Origin of the sequence: Thiobacillus thioparus DSM 505 (assembly GCF_000373385.1) — a bacterium.
Classification (GTDB): Bacteria; Pseudomonadota; Gammaproteobacteria; order Burkholderiales; family Thiobacillaceae; genus Thiobacillus; species Thiobacillus thioparus.
Genome location: NZ_KB891332.1, coordinates 72,413 through 89,341, shown reverse-complemented (window position 1 = coordinate 89,341; position 16,929 = coordinate 72,413). Strand labels below are relative to the sequence as shown.

Below are 16,929 nucleotides of genomic sequence, written 5' to 3'. Positions count from 1 at the left end.
ACTGTGCGCTTAGCTTACGGCTATCCGCCGCCTTATATTTAGGGTTGTGCGCAACTAAACGCAGATTCTGCATCAAAGTGCGCGCCCAGCCCATTCAATTCTTAGACTTTGTTATGGCCAGACTCGACATTTTGCATTACCCCGATGCACGCCTGCACACCGTCGCCAAGCCGGTGAAGGTAGTGGACGAGCGCATCCGCACGCTGGTCGACGACATGGCCGAGACCATGTACGCGGCGCCCGGCATCGGTCTGGCTGCGACCCAGGTCGATGTGCACGAGCGCGTCATCGTCATCGACATCTCCGAAACCCATGACCAGCTGCGCGTTTTCATCAATCCGGAGATCGTTGCCCAGTCGGGAACCGAGGAGAGCGAAGAGGGTTGCCTGTCGGTGCCGGGGATCTTCGACAAGGTTGTGCGCGCCGAGCGCGTCACCGTGCGCGCGCTGGACCGCGACGGCAAATCCTTCGAACTCGACGCCGACGGCCTGCTTGCCGTGTGCATCCAGCACGAGATGGATCATCTGAAGGGCAAGGTCTTCGTCGACTACCTGTCCAATCTCAAACGCAATCGCATCCGAGCCAAGCTGCTGAAGCAGGCGCGCGAGCATCGGCCCGACATGGCGCCGGTGCGCGCCTCGCTCTGAGTTTTTCTTTCCATGCGCATCATTTTTGCCGGCACGCCGCCGTTCGCGGCGGCAGCGCTCAACGCCCTGGCGGACGCCGGGCATGACATCGCCCTGGTGCTGACCCAGCCCGACCGCCCTGCCGGGCGCGGCATGAAGCTCACGCCCAGTGCGGTCAAGCAGACCGCGCTGGCGCGCGGCCTTCCGGTGTCTCAACCGGTCAGCCTGAAATCCCCCGAAGCGCAGGACGAATTGCGGGCCGCGGACGCGGACGTCATGGTGGTCGCGGCCTACGGTCTGATCCTGCCGCAAGCCGTGCTGGACCTGCCGCGCTTCGGCTGCCTCAACATTCATGCCTCGCTACTGCCGCGCTGGCGCGGCGCCGCGCCGATCCAGCGCGCGATTCTGGCCGGCGATCTTGAAACCGGCATCACCATCATGCAAATGGATGCGGGCCTCGACACCGGGGCGATGCTGTCGAAAACCGTCGTGCCGATCCGCGACGACGACACGGCCGCCAGCCTGCATGATGCGCTGGCCGCGGCGGGTGCGTCCGCCATTGTCGCGGCGCTGGCGAATTACGCCACGCTTGTTCCGGCGGCACAGGACGATGCGCAAGCCACCTATGCTGCCAAGCTCAGCAAGGACGATGCGCAACTCGACTGGCGCCAACCTGCCGATGTCCTGGCGCGCGCCGTGCGCGCCTACAATCCGGCGCCCGGCGCATGGACGCTGCTGGACGGCGCACCGCTGAAAGTGTGGGCGGCGGCGACCGCACCGGGCGCTGGCGACCCAGGCACCGTCCTGCGTACCGACGCGGAGGGGCTGGTCGTCGCCTGTGGCGGTGGCGCGCTGGCTTTGCGGGAGATCCAGCCGGCAGGCGGCAAACGGATGAGCGCCGACGCATTTCTCGCCGGGCGGCCGGTGCCACCGGGTGCTCGGCTCGGCCATTGAAACCCGGCCGGCCGATCCCCATCTAACGCTCGTCGGCGCGCCTGTGGGCGCGTCTTAAGGAGCCTTACATGTTCGGTAACTGGGTCAAGACCTCCATCCTGTTCGCTGGAATCATCGCGCTGTTCGGCGCCATCGGCGCGGCCATCGGGGGCGCCCAGGGTATGTTGATCGCGCTGTTGTTCGGCGCCGGCATGAACCTGTCCGCCTACTGGAATTCCGACCGGATGGTGCTCTCCATGTACCACGCGCGCGAAGTGGACGCCGGCAGTGGCGGCCGTTACTACGCGATGGTGCAAGAGCTGTCCGTACGCGCCGGGCTGCCGATGCCGCGCGTGTATGTGATCGACGAGGCACAACCGAACGCGTTTGCCACGGGCCGCAACCCGGAGCACGCGGCCGTGGCGGCCACCACCGGCATCATGCAACTGCTCTCCGAACGCGAACTGCGTGGCGTGATGGCGCACGAGCTGACCCATGTGAAAAACCGCGACACGCTGATTTCCACTGTCTCGGCGTCGATCGCCGGCGCGATCTCGGCGCTGGCCAACTTCGGCATGTTTTTCGGCGGCCGCGACAGCGAAGGACGTTCGGCCAATCCCCTCTTGGCAATCGCGATCATGATCGTCGCGCCGATTGCGGCGATGCTGATCCAGATGGCGATCTCGCGTGCCCGCGAATTCGGCGCCGACGCCGGCGGGGCCGGAATTTCGGGCGATCCGCAGGCGCTCGCGAGTGCATTGCGGAAGATCGAGGCCTACGCCAAGGGTCTGCCGATGCCGACGGCCGAAGCGCATCCGGAGACGGCGCAGATGATGATCATCAATCCGTTGTCCGGCAGCGGATTGGCCGGACTGTTTTCCACGCACCCCGCCACCGAGGAGCGCGTCGCGCGGCTGCTGCAGATGACACGCACGGCCTGACGCCGTCGCCTGTTATCATCCGCCGCTCCCCGCAGCAGGCGTAACCCCGATGAATCAGCAAGCACTCTCCGGCCCTTTCTTCCATGCGTAAGCTGCAGAAGCTGGCGGCCGGCGTGCTGGAAACGGTACTCGCCGGCACGGCCCTGCATCAGGCCCTGCCGCAAGGCCTTCAGCAACTGCACACGCCGGGCGAGCGCGGCGCACTGCAGGACATTGTCTACGGTAGCCTGCGCCAGCTGGGACGGCTCGACGCCTGGCTGGCAGCCCTGCTCGAACGCCCTCTGACCGATCCGCAACTGGGCTGGCTGCTGCGCGTGGCGCTGTATCAGCTGGCCTATACGCGCGCACCGGCCCATGCCGTGGTGCACAACGCGGTCACTGCAGCCGGCCAGGGCTGGCGGCGCGGACTGGCGAACGCGGTACTGCGCAACTTCCAGCGCCGTCGCGCCGAGTTGGACGAGATCGCCAACGCCCAGCCATCCGCGCATTGGTCGCATCCCGACTGGTGGATCGACACACTCAAGGCCGAGCATCCGCACCGTTGGCAGGACATCCTGGAAGCGAGCTTGCTGCATCCGCCGTTTACCTTGCGCGTCAATGGCCGCCATGGCGACGTGGCAAGCTATCTGCGGCGCCTGAACGAGGCCGGGCTGCCCGCACATCAAACTGGGCCGGACGCAGTCACCCTCGACCGCGCGGTGCCGGTGCACGACTTGCCCGGTTTCGATGCGGGCCACGTGTCGGTACAGGATGCAGGCGCGCAGTGGGCGGCTCGCCTGCTCGATGCGCAGTCCGGCGAACGGGTGTTGGACGCTTGCGCCGCGCCCGGCGGAAAGACCGGCCATATCCTGGAACGCGCTGACGTGGACCTGACTGCGCTCGACGTCGATGCGGCACGGCTGCCGCGCGTACAGGAAAACCTCGACCGGCTGCAGTTGCATGCCAGCCTGATCGAAGGCGATGCCGTGCATCCCGAACGCTGGTGGGACGGGCAACCGTTCGATCGCATTCTGGCTGACGTGCCGTGCAGCGCTTCCGGCGTGGTGCGACGCAATCCGGACATCAAATGGCTGCGTCGTCCCGAGGACATCGCTCAATTTGCCGCGCAACAGGCCGTTATGCTGGATGCGCTCTGGCGGCTGTTGGCCCCGGGTGGTACATTGCTTTACGCCACCTGCTCGATATTCAATGAAGAAAACGACGGGCAAGTGCGTGCGTTCCTGGCGCGTCATCCAGACGACGCGGAACGCTGTACGCTTCCTGAACCTTTGTCAAACGGGTCGCTGCTGCCAGATGCCGAGCATGATGGTTTCTTTTACGCCCTGTTGCGCAAGACGTGATTCCACCCTTCGCGGGCTGGTCGGGCTGCTGCTGGCTTTCTGGCTGACCGTCGCGGGCAGCGCGCTGGCCAGCGACAAAAGCGCGGTCAGCCAGGCTGCCATCCGTGCGACCCCGCAGGGCTATGTGCTGGACGGCGATGTCAACATCGTGCTCAACAGCACGCTGGAAGACGCGCTCAGCCGGGGCATCAACCTGTACTTCCTGCTCGAACTGGAACTGTCCCGGCCGCGTAACTGGTGGTTTGACGAAGAGATCGCCGACCCGGTGCGCAAGATGCGGATCTATTACCACCTGCTGTTGCGACGCTATGTGGTCGAAACCGGATACACCACGCGCACCGCCGCCACGCTGAGCGAAGCGCTGGCCATGCTGGGGCGGGTGGATGCGTGGCAGGTGCTGGAGCGGGGTGCGCTCAAGACCGGTCAACGCTACGACGCGCGCTTGCGCCTGCGGCTCGACACCTCGCAACTTCCCAAGCCGCTGTCCATCGGCGCGGTCGGAGGCGACCGCTGGGAGCTGGCCACGCCCTGGTACGACTGGGCGTTCGATGCACCCGTGGTTCCGGCCCCGCCCGCACCTTTGCCCTGATGCGCAGTCTGATTGTCGTCGCCCTGATCCTGGGTATCGTGCTCCTGTCGTTGCTGTTCTATGCCAGCGGCGGCAGCAGCGCCTTTTCCGACACGCTGCCCACGCTTTTCATCGGCGGCGGCATTCTGGGCGTGGCCTTGCTGGTACTGCTGGGCTGGCGCATGTGGTGGCTGCAGAAGCGCATCCGCCGTGGTGTGTTCGGTGCCAAGCTCACGCTGAAGTTGCTGTTGATGTTTGGGGTGGTTGCCATGCTGCCCGGCCTGGTGGTGTACGGCGCATCGGTGTTCTTCCTCAATCGTTCGATCGAAACCTGGTTCGACGTGCGGGTGGACAATGCGCTGGCTTCCGGCGTCAACCTCGGGCAGGCCGCGCTGGATGACCTGCTGCGTGATCTCGATAAAAAAGCCCAGCGCATGGCGCTGGCCCTGTCGGACGAAGGCATGGGCTCGGTCATCACCAGCCTGTCCACGCTGCGCGAGCAAAGCTCGGTGCAGGAGCTGACGCTGTTCGACGAGCGCGGCGGCGTGGTTGCCCACGTCAGCGGCGAACGCGAAACCCTGTTGCCGGTGCTGCCCGACCGCAATGTGCTGTGGCAGGTCCGGCAGCAGCAGCCCTACAGCCGCATCGAGGAGGTGCCGGAACGCGGCCTGATCATGCATGTGATTGTGCCGGTGTATACCAGCTCGCTGACCGGCGAGACGCGTGTGCTGCAGCTGGTGCAACCGGTGCCGGCCCGGCTCGCGCACGATGCCCAGGCGGTCCAGCTGGCGTATCAGGAATACCAGCAGATCTCGGTTTCGCGGCTGGGCCTGAAACGCATCTACGGCGTGGCGCTCACCCTCACGCTGATGCTGGCTTTGCTGATGACCTTCGTGATCGCCTACCTGCTGTCGGAACGGCTCGGCGCGCCGCTGCGGACGTTGGCACGCGGTACCCGCGCCGTGGCCAAAGGCGATTTCTCGCAGATGCCGTCGGTATCCAGCCGCGACGAACTGGGCGTGCTGATCCAGTCGTTCAACCGAATGACCCGCCAGCTTTCCGACGCGCGCGAACAAGTTGCGCAGAACCATCAGCAGACCGAGCAGGCCAAGGCTTTTCTCGAACGGGTGCTGGCGAATCTGTCGTCCGGCGTGGTCGTGCTGGACGAGGCTTTGCGAGTGCGCACAGTCAACAGCGCGGCGGCGCAGATTCTGGGAGTGGACGCGTTGACGCTGGACGCACAGCTGCTGGCGGAACTGGGCCAGCCGGGCGAGGCGCTGCATGCGCTCGGAACGACGGCGGCGACCCGCTTTGGCGAGCACGAAGGCGAGTGGCAGGAGCAGGTCGATTTCACCGGTCCTGGCGGTAGCCAGTCGTTGCTGCTGCGCGGTACCCGTCTGCCGGCAGGTGTCGAACGCGGCTATGTGCTGGTATTCGACGATGTGACCAAGCTGATCGACGCCGAACGCAATGCCGCCTGGAGCGAAGTGGCGCGCCGCCTCGCGCACGAGATCAAGAATCCGCTCACGCCGATACAACTTTCGGCCGAGCGCATCGCGCGCAAGCTGGACGGGCGTCTGGAAGCGGCCGATGCCGAATTCCTCGCGCGTGCCACGCATACCATCGTCAACCAGGTCGCCGCCATGAAGAGCATGGTGGATGCCTTTGCCGGCTATGCGCGGATGCCGCGCGCCAAACTCGAGGCACTCGACCTCAATGCCTTGGTGCGCGACGTGCTGACCTTGTACGATGCCAAAACGCTTGGGCTGGTACTGAGTCTCGACGCCGACTTGCCGCGCATAGCAGGAGACGCCACATTATTGCGTCAGGTGATACATAATCTGTTGCAAAATGCGCAGGATGCGCTGGCCGGTCATGCCGCACCGTGTGTGGAGGTCGGTACGCGCCTGCGCAGCAATCAACATACAGTTTGTTTATCCGTAACAGACAATGGAGCCGGGTTTCCGGAACATCTGATGACACGGCTGTTCGAGCCCTATGCAACGACCAAGGCCAAAGGGACGGGCCTGGGCTTGGCCATTGTCAAAAAGATCGTCGAAGAGCATCACGGTAAAATTCAAATAGAAAACCTCAAAACAGGCGGCGCGGCAATCCGCATTTCGTTGCCTGTCTTTGCGGCAGGCGGAGAGAACACGTGAGCGGGCATATTCTCGTCGTTGACGACGAAGTGGGCATTCGTGAGTTGTTGTCGGAAATCCTTACCGACGAAGGGTATGACGTGCATCTGGCGGAAAACGCCGAGGCGGCACGTGCCTTCCGCTCCCAGCGCCGGCCCGACCTGGTGTTGCTCGATATCTGGATGCCCGATACCGATGGAGTGACCTTGCTGAAGGAGTGGGCCGGCGGCGGTCTGCTCACCATGCCGGTGGTGATGATGTCCGGCCACGGCACCATCGATACCGCCGTGGAGGCCACCCGGCTCGGCGCAGCCGATTTCCTCGAAAAGCCGGTGGCGCTCGCCAAGCTGATCGATACCGTCAACAAGGCGATCAAGCGCGGCGTCGCCCTGCCCCGGCGCGCCGCCAGCATGGACTTGTCGGCGCTCGGCAAAAGCCCCCTGATTCTCGAACTCAAAAAACGCCTTTCCCAGATCGCCGGCAACACCGCGCCAGTGATGCTGCTGGGCGAACCGGGCAGCGGCTTTGAAATCTGTGCCCATTTCCTGCACCAGCCATCCACGCCGTGGGTCGAGATCAAGGATCGTGCGCGACTGGTGTCGGATCCGCTGAGCTTCGTCGAAATGCTTGGCAGCGGCACGCTCTACCTGCCTGAGGTATGCGAACTGGCGCGCCTGGAACAAAAAGGCCTGGGCTTGCTGCTCGACCGCATCGAGGGCAGCGGCGCGCGTCTGGTGTGCGCATCCAGCCGCAGTCTCGACATCATGGTCGCAGCTGGCGAATTCGACAGCCGCTTGTTCTATCGCCTGTCCAGTCTCGCCATTCAGGTGCCGCCGCTGCGCGAGCACCGCGAAGACATACCCGAGGCCGCCAACTTCATGCTGGCGCAGTTGATCGAAGCGGGCGTCTGCCCGGTGCGGCGGCTCACGACGCCGGCGCTGAACCAGTTGCGCAACTTCGACTGGCCGGGCAATCTGCCGCAGCTCAATAATGTGGTGCGCACGCTGGCAGTCACGGCACTGTCGGGCGAAATCGACGCAGCCGACGTCAACCGCGTGCTGGCTCCCATGAAACTATCGGCGCCGGCCGTGGCGCACGGCATCCCGCTCGACATTCCGCTGCGCGAGGCGCGCGACGCCTTCGAGCGTATGTATTTCGAACACCTGATCCAGAAGGAGGGCGGCAGCATGACCCGGGTCGCCGACAAATCGGGGCTGGAGCGTACGCACCTCTACCGCAAACTGAAACAGCTGAACATCCGGCACGGGCGACGTCTGGACGAAGACCTGTAGACCCAGGGAATACGTTTGAAGATCATCATTCTGGGCGCAGGCCAGGTCGGGGCCAATCTGGCCGAAAGCCTGGTTGCCGAAAACAACGACATCACGGTCATCGACCTCGACGCCGCACGCCTGGTGCTGCTGCAGGACCGCTTTGACCTGCGCACCGTGCGCGGCCACGCAGCGCATCCTTCGGTGCTGAAGCAGGCCGGTGCCGAAGATGCCGACATGCTGGTCGCGGTCACGCAAAGCGACGAAACCAACCTGGTGGCATGTCGCATCGCATCCACGCTGTTCAATGTGCCCACTCGCATTGCGCGTATCCGTTCGAATGATTTCCTGGGTTTGGAACCAGGCTTTCTGGCAGAGCAATTCGGCGTCGATGACGTCATCAGCCCGGAGCAGGAAGTAACTGATACCCTGCGGCGGCTGATCGAGCACCCGGAAGCGCTGCAGGTACTCGACTTTGCCGGCGGCAAGGTGCGCCTGATCGCAGTACGCTCATACCACGGCGGCCCGCTGGTGGGACACGAACTGCAGGAGATCAAGCGCCACATGCCGGACCTGGAATGCCGCATTCCGGCCATTTACCGGCGCGACCATGGCATCGTACCCAAGGGGATCACGGTGATCGAACCGGGTGACGAGGTGTTCTTCCTGGCGCGTAAACAGGACATTCCATCCGTAATGCGCGAACTCCGCCGCATGGAACGCCGGGTCAAGAAGGTCATGATCGCCGGCGGCGGCAACATCGGAAGACGGCTGGCGGCGCAGATCGAACGCGATTACGACGTCAAGGTGATCGACCATAACAAGAAGGTCAGCAACCTGCTGGCCGAGCAGCTTCACCATACGTTGGTTCTGCAGGGCGACGCGACCGACGAGGAATTGCTGGAGCAGGAAAACATCGCTTCCATGGATGTGTTTTGTGCCCTCACCAACGACGACGAGGACAACATCATGTCGGCGCTGCTGGCCAAGCGGATGGGTGCGCACCGCGTGATTGCGCTGATCAACCGCTCGGCCTATGTCGACCTGGTGCAGGGTGGCGAAATCGACATCGCCATCTCGCCGGCGCAGGCGACGGTCGGGCCTTTGCTGTCCAAGATCCGGCGCGGCGACATGGTGGCGGTGCATTCGCTGCGGCGTGGTGCGGCCGAAGTACTGGAGGTGGTGGTGCACGGCGATGCCAAGACCTCGCGTGTCGTGGGCCGGCGCATCGAAGAGATCGACCTGCCTGACGGCGCGACGATTGCCGCTATCATCCGTAACAACGACGTCATCATCGCCCACCATGACACGCTGATTGAAGCGGAAGACCATCTCATCGTGTTTGCGCTCAACAAACGCATCATTCCCAAGGTGGAAAAACTGCTCCAGGTCGGCTTCGGTTTCTTCTGATGTCCCGCATTGCCCCCGTTCTGAACGTGCTGTCCAAGGTGGTGATGCTGTTCTCGGCCACCTTTCTGCTGCCGCTGACGCTGTCCTGGCTGGTGGCCGACGGGGCACAGCGCGCCTACGACGATGCCATCATCGTCACGTTCGTCGCCGGGGCGCTCACCTGGCTCTTTACCCGGAAATCGCAGCGCTAACTGCAGACCCGTGACGGCTTCCTTCTGGTGCTGCTGGCGTGGACCAGCCTCCCAGCCTTTGCCACACTGCCCCTCCTGATCTACCTGCCCCACCTTTCGTTTACCGACGCCTATTTTGAAACGGTATCGGGCATTACCACCACGGGTTCCACTGTTCTCTCCGGCCTGGATGCGCTGCCGCTTTCCATCAACCTGTGGCGCGGCCTGCTGGTATGGTTGGGCGGCATGGGGTTGATCGTGTTGGCGGTCGCCATCCTGCCCTTGCTGGGCGTGGGGGGTATGCAGATCTACAAGGCCGAAACGCCAGGCCCGATGAAAGACACCAAGCTCACGCCGCGCATCACGGAAACCGCCAAGGGACTGTATCTGGTCTATGTCGGCATTTCGATCGCGTGCGGGCTGTCGTTCTGGCTGGCCGGCATGACGCCGTTCGATGCGGTCATGCACACGTTCAGTACGATGGGACTGGGTGGATTCTCTTCGCACGATGCCAGCTTCGGCTACTGGAACTCGCCGGCCATCGAGGCGGTGACGGTGGTGTTCATGCTGGCGGCCGGGATCAATTTCTCCACACACTTCCTGGCGTGGCGCCAGCGATCGATGGCCGCCTACCGAATCGACCCCGAGGTGCGCTGGTTCCTGATCGTGACGCTGGGCAGTTCGCTGCTGATCGCGATTTTTCTGAACGTCATGCACGTCTACCCTGATTTTCTTCAGGCATTGCGGTTTGCGGTGTTCAATACCGTTTCGATCGCTACGACAACCGGGTTTGCCAACACCGACTACAACCAGTGGCCTATTTTTGCCCCGCTCTGTATGCTGCTTCTGTCCTGCTTTGCCTCCTGCTCGGGCAGTACCGGCGGCGGCATGAAAATGGTGCGTGCGCAACTCCTGTTTAGGCAGGGGCGACGCGAACTGACCCGCCTGATTCATCCGGCAGCGCGGCTGCCGGTCAAGCTGGCCGGACACGTGGTGCCCAACAACGTTATCTATGCCGTACTGGCCTTTGCATTCATGTATGTGTTCGCCATCATTGCCATGACGCTTCTTATGACCGCTAGCGGGCTGGACTTCGTTACAGCTTTTTCTGCCGTGATCGCTTCCATCAACAACACGGGTCCCGGACTGAACCAGGTGGGCCCCGCGACAACCTACGCGAGCCTCACGGACTTCCAGACCTGGATCTGCACCATTGCCATGCTGCTGGGGCGACTGGAGTTGCTTACCGTGCTTGTCGTCTTTACCCGGACCTTCTGGCGTGCCTGATCCTCTGGAAAATTTCCTTGCTCTGTTGGCCGGCGGCCGCGACAACGCCTTGCTGCGCTTTTCGCTCGGCAACGAATATCTCAAACAGGGGAATGCATCGAGTGCTGCCGAGCACCTGCGCCGCGCGGTTGAGTTCGATCCGAAGTATTCCGCCGCCTGGAAATTGCTGGGCAAGGCCCTGACCGACGCCGAAGCCTGGAGCGAAGCCCTGGTGGCTTACCAGCAGGGCATCGCAGTGGCCGAGGCGCGTGGAGACAAGCAGGCGGCCAAGGAAATGACGGTGTTTGCCCGGCGTATCGAGAAGCGGCTTGGGTTAAAATCGAACGATTGAATTTTCAGGAGCAGCAAATGACGCGGATGGTGAATTGTGTGAAGCTCGGGCGCGAAGCCGAAGGTCTGGCCTTCCAGCCGGTGCCGGGCGAGTTGGGCAAGAAGATTTTCGAGAACGTGTCGAAGGAAGCCTGGAGCGGCTGGCAGCGCCACCAGACCATGCTGATCAACGAGAACCGCCTCAACCTGGCCGACCCGCAAGCACGTACCTATCTGATGGAACAGATGGAGCGCTACTTCTTCGGCGGCGGTAATGTCGATGCCGCGGCAGGGTACGTGCCGCCCAGCAAGTAAGAGATCGTCGCACAGCAAAACGGGCGCCTGGGCGCCCGTTTTGCTGTGCGATGTCACGCGCCTAGAGCACTTCTTTCTCGATCTCTTCCAGCGAGGTGTGGCGCACGTCCTTGCCCTTCACCATGTAGACCACGTATTCCGACATGTTCTTGGCATGATCGCCCATGCGTTCGATCGCCTTGGTGACGAACAGGATGTCGATGAACACCGAAATGGTACGCGGGTCTTCCATCATGAAGGTGATGAGGTGGCGCAGGTTGAGGCGGAATTCCTCGTCTACCGACTGGTCCTGGCGCGCGATCTCGACCGCCTTGGTGGCGTCCAGGCGGGCAAAGCCGTCGAGCGCCTTCCGGAGCATGTCGAGCACCAGATCGGCCATGTATTTGACTTCGGAGAAGCGCGGCAGGCTGATGCGCTCGGCCTGGTGGATCAGCCGGGCCATGCGTGCGATCTTCGCCGCTTCGTCGCCGATGCGTTCCAGATCGGTGATGGTCTTGACCACCATCATCACCATGCGCAGGTCGGAGGCCGTCGGCTGGCGGCGCGCAATGATGTGGGTGCAATCCTCGTCGATGGCCACTTCCAGCGCATTGACGTTGTGATCGTTGGCGTCCACCTGATCGGCCAGCTTCATGTTGCCCTGGATGAGCGCTTCGATGGCATTGGTGATCTGCTCCTCGACCAGTCCCCCCATTTTCAACACGTTGGCGCGCACGGCTTCCAGTTCGGCGTCAAACTGCTTGTAGGTGTGTTCAGTTGGCATCGCGTAGACCCCTCAATAATCCACTTTTCATTATAGACTTCGTATTATGACGCTTACATGTACGGAAGGTTTCAGCGCGTACTGAAGGGCAGTGCGTAATGCACCCCGTCGATCTCGAGGGTCAGGGTCCAGTCTCGTCGTCCGCTGACGCATACCGGCAACGTCACGCTTGAAACAAAAGTGTCATTGTCGGACGGGTGCAGGTCATAGCGGTTGAACCCCATTTCCATGCCGTTCATCTGGAACTCGGCGCTCACCCGTGCCGCCCCCGGCGCGTTGACGCTGAGCCGGAACGCTTCCAGCGGTTTTGGGTGGGCCGAAAAATACGCCGTTACCGTGGCGCCGTGGTGGCTGAAGCGGCAGCCTGCCACCGGATCGGTACATGCGACAGCCTGTGCTTTGGCCGGGCGATTCAGCCAGTAACCGGCCACCGCGATCGCTGCCAGAACGACGATCAACAGCAGCGGTACCAGCACCCGCTTCATGTCCATGCCCCGCGTAGCAGCGCCACGCCGTGGGCGCCGCGCGACTGCGCCAGCGCCACGTCCTCGCGTCCCAGTCCGCCCAGGCCATACACTGGAATGGGGCTGGCCGCGGCGAGCCTCGAAAAGGCTTCCCAGCCCAGCGTGGTGGCGCCCGGGTGCGTCAACGTCGGCAATACCGGCGACAGCAGCGCGAAATCGGCGCCGAGCGTGGCAGCCTGCGCCAGCTCGGCGCCGTCATGGCACGACACGCCAACCCATTCGCAGTCGGGGCGCGCCGTCAGGGAGGCGGCGGCGGACGAATCGAGATGAATGCCGTCGGCCCCCGCGGCACGTGCCAGGTCCAGCGGGCCGTTGACCAGCACGCGTGCGCCATGCAAACGGGCGCGACGCACGGTCTCGCGCGCAAGGTGCAGGCGCGCCTCGTCCGGCAGCGTCTTGTCGCGCAGCTGAATCAGCCTCAGTCCGTTGTGCAGCGCCACATCCAGACGGGCCAGGAAGGTGTCCACGCCGAGCGACTCGGCGTGCGAAATCCCCAACACCACGGGTAGCGAGAGCGCCTTCACGATCGGAAAATTGGCCGGCAGCAGCGGCGTTACCTCAACAGCGTCGGGCAACTGCCAGGAAAACACCTGGCCCTCGTGCGGATGCGGCGCACCTTGCCATTCGAACACGCGGAAAAAATTCAGCCGCACGAGGGCATGGGGATACTCGAACACCCGCGTGATCCAACGGCAGGGCTGGGTGACGACGATCCCCAGTTCCTCCTGCAGTTCACGCGCCAGTGCTGCCTCCAGCGATTCGCCCGGTTCCACCTTGCCGCCGGGGAATTCCCAGTAACCTGCATAGGGCTTGCCGGGCGGTCGCTGCGCCAGCAGGACACGGCCATCGGGCTGGGTGAGCACCGCCGCGACGACTTCGGTGATGGGGGACAGGTTCATTTTTTCCCGGCCCAGTCGCGCGCGAATTGCCACGCCACCCGGCCATTGCGTGCGCCGCGTCCGAGCGACCATTGCAGCGCGGCGCGCTCGAAGCCATCGTCGGCAGGCACGCCCAGCGTCTCAACCCAGTGCCGTGCGATGGCGAGATAGGTGTCCTGGTCCATGCTGTGAAACGACACCCACAGCCCGAAGCGGTCGGACAACGAGATCTTTTCCTCGGTCGCCTCGCCCGGATGCACCTCGCCGCCGAGGTGGCGGGTTTCCAGGTTTTCCGCCATGTATTCCGGCATCAGGTGGCGGCGATTGCTGGTGGCGTAGATCAGCACATTATCCGACGGGCCGGCCAGCGAGCCGTCGAGCGCCGCCTTGAGGCTGGCGTAACCCGGTTCGTGCTCGGCAAAGCTGAGGTCGTCGATGAAGACGATGAAGCGGTAATCGGCATCCGCCAGCAGGTCGAACAGATCGGGGAGGTGCGGCAAGCCGGCCTTGTCCACTTCGATCAGGCGCAGGCCCCTGGGCGCGTACTTGGCATGCACCGCCTTCACCAGCGAGGATTTGCCGCAGCCGCGTGCACCGGTGAGCAGCACATTGTTGGCGGGTTTGCCGGTGACGAACTGGCGCGTGTTGGCATCGACCTGCTGCTTCTGCTCGTCGATCGCCAGCAGATCCTTCAGCGCCACACGTTGCGGGTGCAGAATCGGCTTGAGTTCGCCCGTCTGTGCGGCCCAGCGCGCGGCGCGGATGGTTTTCCAGTCAAGGCCATGGGGGGCGGCGGCATGGTCGAGGCGGTCGAGCAGCCGCTCGATGCGGGGAAGGAGCGTGGCGAGATCGGTCATCCGCAGATTCTAGCCGCTGGCTTAGGAAAAATTTAGGTTTCCGCTAGCAAAGACTTATCAACGCGCGTCCGGCAATCCACTTAAGCTCCCTTCCGTCCGGATGCATGCGCACCCGGCAAACAAGGAAGGAGCGAACATGAACACATCCATGAAAATCGCAGGGACGCTGCTCGCCAGCCTCGTTTCCCTCGCGGCCTGGGCCCAGGGGGATGACGCTGAAATCCGCCATGGCCGCTATCTGATCCAGACGTCCGGATGCAACGATTGCCATACCCCGGGCTATATGCAGAAAGACGGCCAGGTGGCGGAATCCGAATGGCTGACCGGCGACGCGATGGGCTGGCACGGGCCATGGGGTACGACCTACCCGGCCAACCTGCGACAACTGGTCCAGCAGATGGACGAGAAGACCTGGCTGAAACGGGCGCGTCAGCCGATGCGGCCGCCCATGCCGGCCCCGTCGCTGCGGGCCATGAGCGATGCCGACCTCAAGGCGATCTACCGCTATGTGCGCAGCCTCGGCGCAAAAGGCCAGCCGGTGCCGGCCTATGTGCCGCCGGGCGGCCAGGTGGCCACGCCCTATCTCGATCTGACGCCGAAAAACCTGCCGGTGCAGGTGGCCCAATGAGCGCGGTGGGGATGACCGACGCCCTTCGCCGGCTGGAGGTCATGCTGCTGATCCGTGCCTACGAAGAGAAGCTCGTCGAATTCCAGCGTGGCGGCGCCCCCGGCACTTGTACCAGCGTCGGCCAGGAAGCCTGCGCCGTCGGCGTGGTCGGCGCGCTGGAGTCGCGCGACCGCATCCTCACCAACCACCGTAGCGCGGGGCACCTGATCGCCCGTGGCGCCGACCCCGGCCGCTTGATGGCCGAGGTGCTGGGGCGCGTCGACGGCTACTGCGGCGGCCGCAGCGGCAGCCTGCACATTTCGGCGAAAGAACTCGGCGTGGTGCTCACCTCGACCATCGTCGGCGGCGAGCTGTCGATGGCGCCCGGCGTCGCCCTTGCGCAGAAGATGGGGCAGGGCGAACCGGGCGGGATCACGGCAGTGTTCTTCGGCGACGGCGCGGCCTGCGAAGGCATTTTCCACGAGGCGCTCAACCTTGCGGTGCAATGGCAGTTGCCGCTGCTGTTCGTGTGCGAGAACAATGACTGGCAGGCCTTCGTGCACCGCCGCGAGACCATGCCCGACAATGCGATCGCCGACTGGGCGGCAGGTCATGGACTGCCGGTTGTGACGGTCGACGGCAATGACGTCGAGGCGGTGCACGCAGCCGCACGCGAAGCGGTTGCGGCGATCCGTGCGGATGGGCGGCCGCATTTCCTGGAACTCGTCACCTACCGGCTGCGCGGACATTTCGAACCCGACGACCAGGCCTATGTCGACGCCGACGAGCTGGCACGTTGGCAGGCGCGCGACCCCTTGCAAGGGATCGCGGATCGGCTGCTTGCGCAGGGCACTCTCGACGCGGCGGGTCTGGCCCAGTTGCGCGACCGGGTCGCGGCGCGTATCGAGGCCGCCGCACACTTCGCCCAGGCGAGCGCGTGGCCCGATCCGCGCACGCTTACCCATCATGTGTATGTGGAGCAAGGAGCCCGCCCATGAGCCGAATGACGACCGAACAGGCGATCCATCAGGCGCTTGCCGAGGAAATGCAGCGCGACGAACGCGTGCTTCTGGTGGGCGAAGGCGTGGCCACCAAGCGCGGCGATCTGGTGCGGAATTTCGGTACCGCACGTGTGCGCAATACCCCGCTGGCCGAAGCCATTATCGCCGGCACGGCGGTGGGTGCAGCCGCGAGCGGTCTGCGGCCGGTGATCGACCTGCTGTTCGCGCCGTTTCTCACCTATGCGATGGACGCGCTGGTCAACAGCGCCGGCAAACTGCGCTATCTGTCGGGCGGGCAGTTCGAATTTCCGTTGGTGGCGATGAGCATGACCGGCAGCGGCTGGTGCGTCGGTGCGCAGCACAACCACAACCTGGAAGCGATGTTCGCGCATGCGCCGGGGCTGAAAGTGGTGATGCCGTCGACTGTGGCGGATTTCAAGGGGCTGCTCAAGGCGGCCATCCGCGACGACAATCCGGTGCTGTTCTTCACTGATCTTGCCCTGCTGCATCAGGAAGGCGAGGTGCCCGACGTGGCCGATCACCTCGTGCCGCTCGGACAGGCGGCCGTGCGCCGCGTCGGTGCCGACGTGACGCTGGTGAGCTATGCCAAGACGGTCGGGGTGTGCCTGCAGGCCGCCGAGCAGTTGCAGGCACAAGGCATCGCTGCCGAGGTGATCGATCTGCGCACGCTGAAGCCACTTGATGAGGCGACGGTGCTGCGCTCGCTGCGCAAGACCGGACGGCTTGTCGCCGTCACCGAAGCCAGCGGCCTTTGCGGCATGGCGGCGGAACTGGCCGCATTGGCCGTCACCCGGGCGTTCGATGCCCTGCGTGCGCCGGTCGTGCGGTTGACCGGGCCGGACGCGCCCGGCGCGTCCTCGTGGGTGCTGGAACAGGCCGCGCTGCCGACCGCCGAAGCTGTGGTGGAGGCGGTGCAGGGCATGCTGGGAGACGCTGTGGTCGTGCGTGAGGCGCTTGCGACGACCTGATG

Annotated in this window: 19 protein-coding genes; 15 read left to right on the top strand and 4 right to left on the bottom strand. The window is 64.1% G+C overall.

Going from position 1 to position 16,929, the window contains the following annotated elements:
- Positions 1 to 113 precede the first annotated feature (113 nt).
- The 12 genes from def (at position 114) to B058_RS0114800 (ending at position 11,308) form a co-directional block, all read left to right on the top strand.
- Entirely contained in the window at positions 114 to 647 is a 534-nt protein-coding gene (gene def, locus B058_RS0114850; RefSeq protein ID WP_018509286.1) for a peptide deformylase, read from the top strand.
- 12 nt (positions 648 to 659) lie between these two features.
- Positions 660 to 1,580, top strand: a complete 921-nt coding sequence (gene fmt, locus B058_RS0114845; RefSeq protein WP_018509285.1) for a methionyl-tRNA formyltransferase — start codon at positions 660 to 662, stop codon at positions 1,578 to 1,580.
- A gap of 68 nt (positions 1,581 to 1,648) precedes the next feature.
- Complete coding sequence (htpX, locus tag B058_RS0114840; protein ID WP_018509284.1) at positions 1,649 to 2,500, top strand: zinc metalloprotease HtpX; 852 nt, start codon at positions 1,649 to 1,651, stop codon at positions 2,498 to 2,500.
- A gap of 83 nt (positions 2,501 to 2,583) precedes the next feature.
- Positions 2,584 to 3,840 carry a 16S rRNA (cytosine(967)-C(5))-methyltransferase RsmB gene (rsmB, locus tag B058_RS0114835; RefSeq protein WP_018509283.1) on the top strand — a complete coding sequence of 419 codons (1,257 nt, stop codon included), beginning with the start codon at positions 2,584 to 2,586 and terminating at the stop codon, positions 3,838 to 3,840.
- On the top strand, positions 3,803 to 4,429 hold the full coding sequence (locus B058_RS0114830; RefSeq protein WP_245539323.1) for a DUF4390 domain-containing protein: 627 nt from the start codon (positions 3,803 to 3,805) through the stop codon (positions 4,427 to 4,429). Before rsmB ends, B058_RS0114830 begins: the two co-directional genes overlap by 38 nt.
- Positions 4,429 to 6,567, top strand: a complete 2,139-nt coding sequence (locus B058_RS0114825) for a sensor histidine kinase (RefSeq protein WP_018509281.1) — start codon at positions 4,429 to 4,431, stop codon at positions 6,565 to 6,567. Before B058_RS0114830 ends, B058_RS0114825 begins: the two co-directional genes overlap by 1 nt.
- Positions 6,564 to 7,838 carry a sigma-54-dependent transcriptional regulator gene (locus tag B058_RS0114820; RefSeq protein WP_018509280.1) on the top strand — a complete coding sequence of 425 codons (1,275 nt, stop codon included), beginning with the start codon at positions 6,564 to 6,566 and terminating at the stop codon, positions 7,836 to 7,838. Before B058_RS0114825 ends, B058_RS0114820 begins: the two co-directional genes overlap by 4 nt.
- A 15-nt stretch (positions 7,839 to 7,853) precedes the next feature.
- Entirely contained in the window at positions 7,854 to 9,227 is a 1,374-nt protein-coding gene (trkA, locus tag B058_RS0114815) for a Trk system potassium transporter TrkA (RefSeq protein ID WP_018509279.1), read from the top strand.
- A complete protein-coding gene (locus B058_RS18480; protein ID WP_018509278.1) occupies positions 9,227 to 9,418 on the top strand; it encodes a hypothetical protein in 192 nt (63 codons plus the stop codon). The genes trkA and B058_RS18480 overlap by 1 nt, the downstream gene beginning before the upstream one ends.
- Positions 9,419 to 10,684 (top strand): potassium transporter TrkG, encoded by a 1,266-nt coding sequence (locus tag B058_RS17070; protein WP_088178107.1) that lies wholly within the window; start codon positions 9,419 to 9,421, stop codon positions 10,682 to 10,684.
- A complete protein-coding gene (locus B058_RS0114805; RefSeq protein ID WP_026240962.1) occupies positions 10,677 to 11,015 on the top strand; it encodes a tetratricopeptide repeat protein in 339 nt (112 codons plus the stop codon). Before B058_RS17070 ends, B058_RS0114805 begins: the two co-directional genes overlap by 8 nt.
- A gap of 17 nt (positions 11,016 to 11,032) precedes the next feature.
- A complete protein-coding gene (locus tag B058_RS0114800; RefSeq protein ID WP_018509275.1) occupies positions 11,033 to 11,308 on the top strand; it encodes an oxidative damage protection protein in 276 nt (91 codons plus the stop codon).
- A gap of 61 nt (positions 11,309 to 11,369) precedes the next feature.
- Here B058_RS0114800 and phoU read toward each other — a convergent pair whose 3' ends face one another.
- The 4 genes from phoU to B058_RS0114780 form a co-directional block, all read right to left on the bottom strand.
- A complete protein-coding gene (gene phoU / locus B058_RS0114795) occupies positions 11,370 to 12,071 on the bottom strand; it encodes a phosphate signaling complex protein PhoU (protein WP_018509274.1) in 702 nt (233 codons plus the stop codon).
- A gap of 71 nt (positions 12,072 to 12,142) precedes the next feature.
- On the bottom strand, positions 12,143 to 12,556 hold the full coding sequence (locus tag B058_RS0114790; RefSeq protein ID WP_040724652.1) for a hypothetical protein: 414 nt from the start codon (positions 12,554 to 12,556) through the stop codon (positions 12,143 to 12,145).
- A complete protein-coding gene (locus B058_RS17340) occupies positions 12,553 to 13,494 on the bottom strand; it encodes a Nudix family hydrolase (RefSeq protein WP_018509272.1) in 942 nt (313 codons plus the stop codon). The genes B058_RS0114790 and B058_RS17340 overlap by 4 nt, the downstream gene beginning before the upstream one ends.
- The gene (locus tag B058_RS0114780; RefSeq protein WP_018509271.1) at positions 13,491 to 14,330 is read right to left on the bottom strand and encodes an ATP-binding protein; all 840 of its coding nucleotides are present in this window, start codon (positions 14,328 to 14,330) and stop codon (positions 13,491 to 13,493) included. Before B058_RS0114780 ends, B058_RS17340 begins: the two co-directional genes overlap by 4 nt.
- A 136-nt stretch (positions 14,331 to 14,466) precedes the next feature.
- On the opposite strand from B058_RS0114780, the gene B058_RS0114775 reads away from it, so the two are divergent.
- Genes B058_RS0114775 through B058_RS0114765 form a run of 3 tightly spaced genes read left to right on the top strand, consistent with a single transcriptional unit; the run spans position 14,467 to position 16,927 of the window.
- Positions 14,467 to 14,958, top strand: coding sequence for a c-type cytochrome (locus B058_RS0114775; protein WP_018509270.1), 492 nt, complete (start codon positions 14,467 to 14,469; stop codon positions 14,956 to 14,958).
- An 11-nt stretch (positions 14,959 to 14,969) separates the two neighbouring features.
- Positions 14,970 to 15,935 carry a thiamine pyrophosphate-dependent dehydrogenase E1 component subunit alpha gene (locus tag B058_RS0114770; protein ID WP_018509269.1) on the top strand — a complete coding sequence of 322 codons (966 nt, stop codon included), beginning with the start codon at positions 14,970 to 14,972 and terminating at the stop codon, positions 15,933 to 15,935.
- The gene (locus tag B058_RS0114765) at positions 15,932 to 16,927 is read left to right on the top strand and encodes an alpha-ketoacid dehydrogenase subunit beta (protein ID WP_018509268.1); all 996 of its coding nucleotides are present in this window, start codon (positions 15,932 to 15,934) and stop codon (positions 16,925 to 16,927) included. Before B058_RS0114770 ends, B058_RS0114765 begins: the two co-directional genes overlap by 4 nt.
- The last annotated feature ends 2 nt before the right edge of the window (positions 16,928 to 16,929 follow it).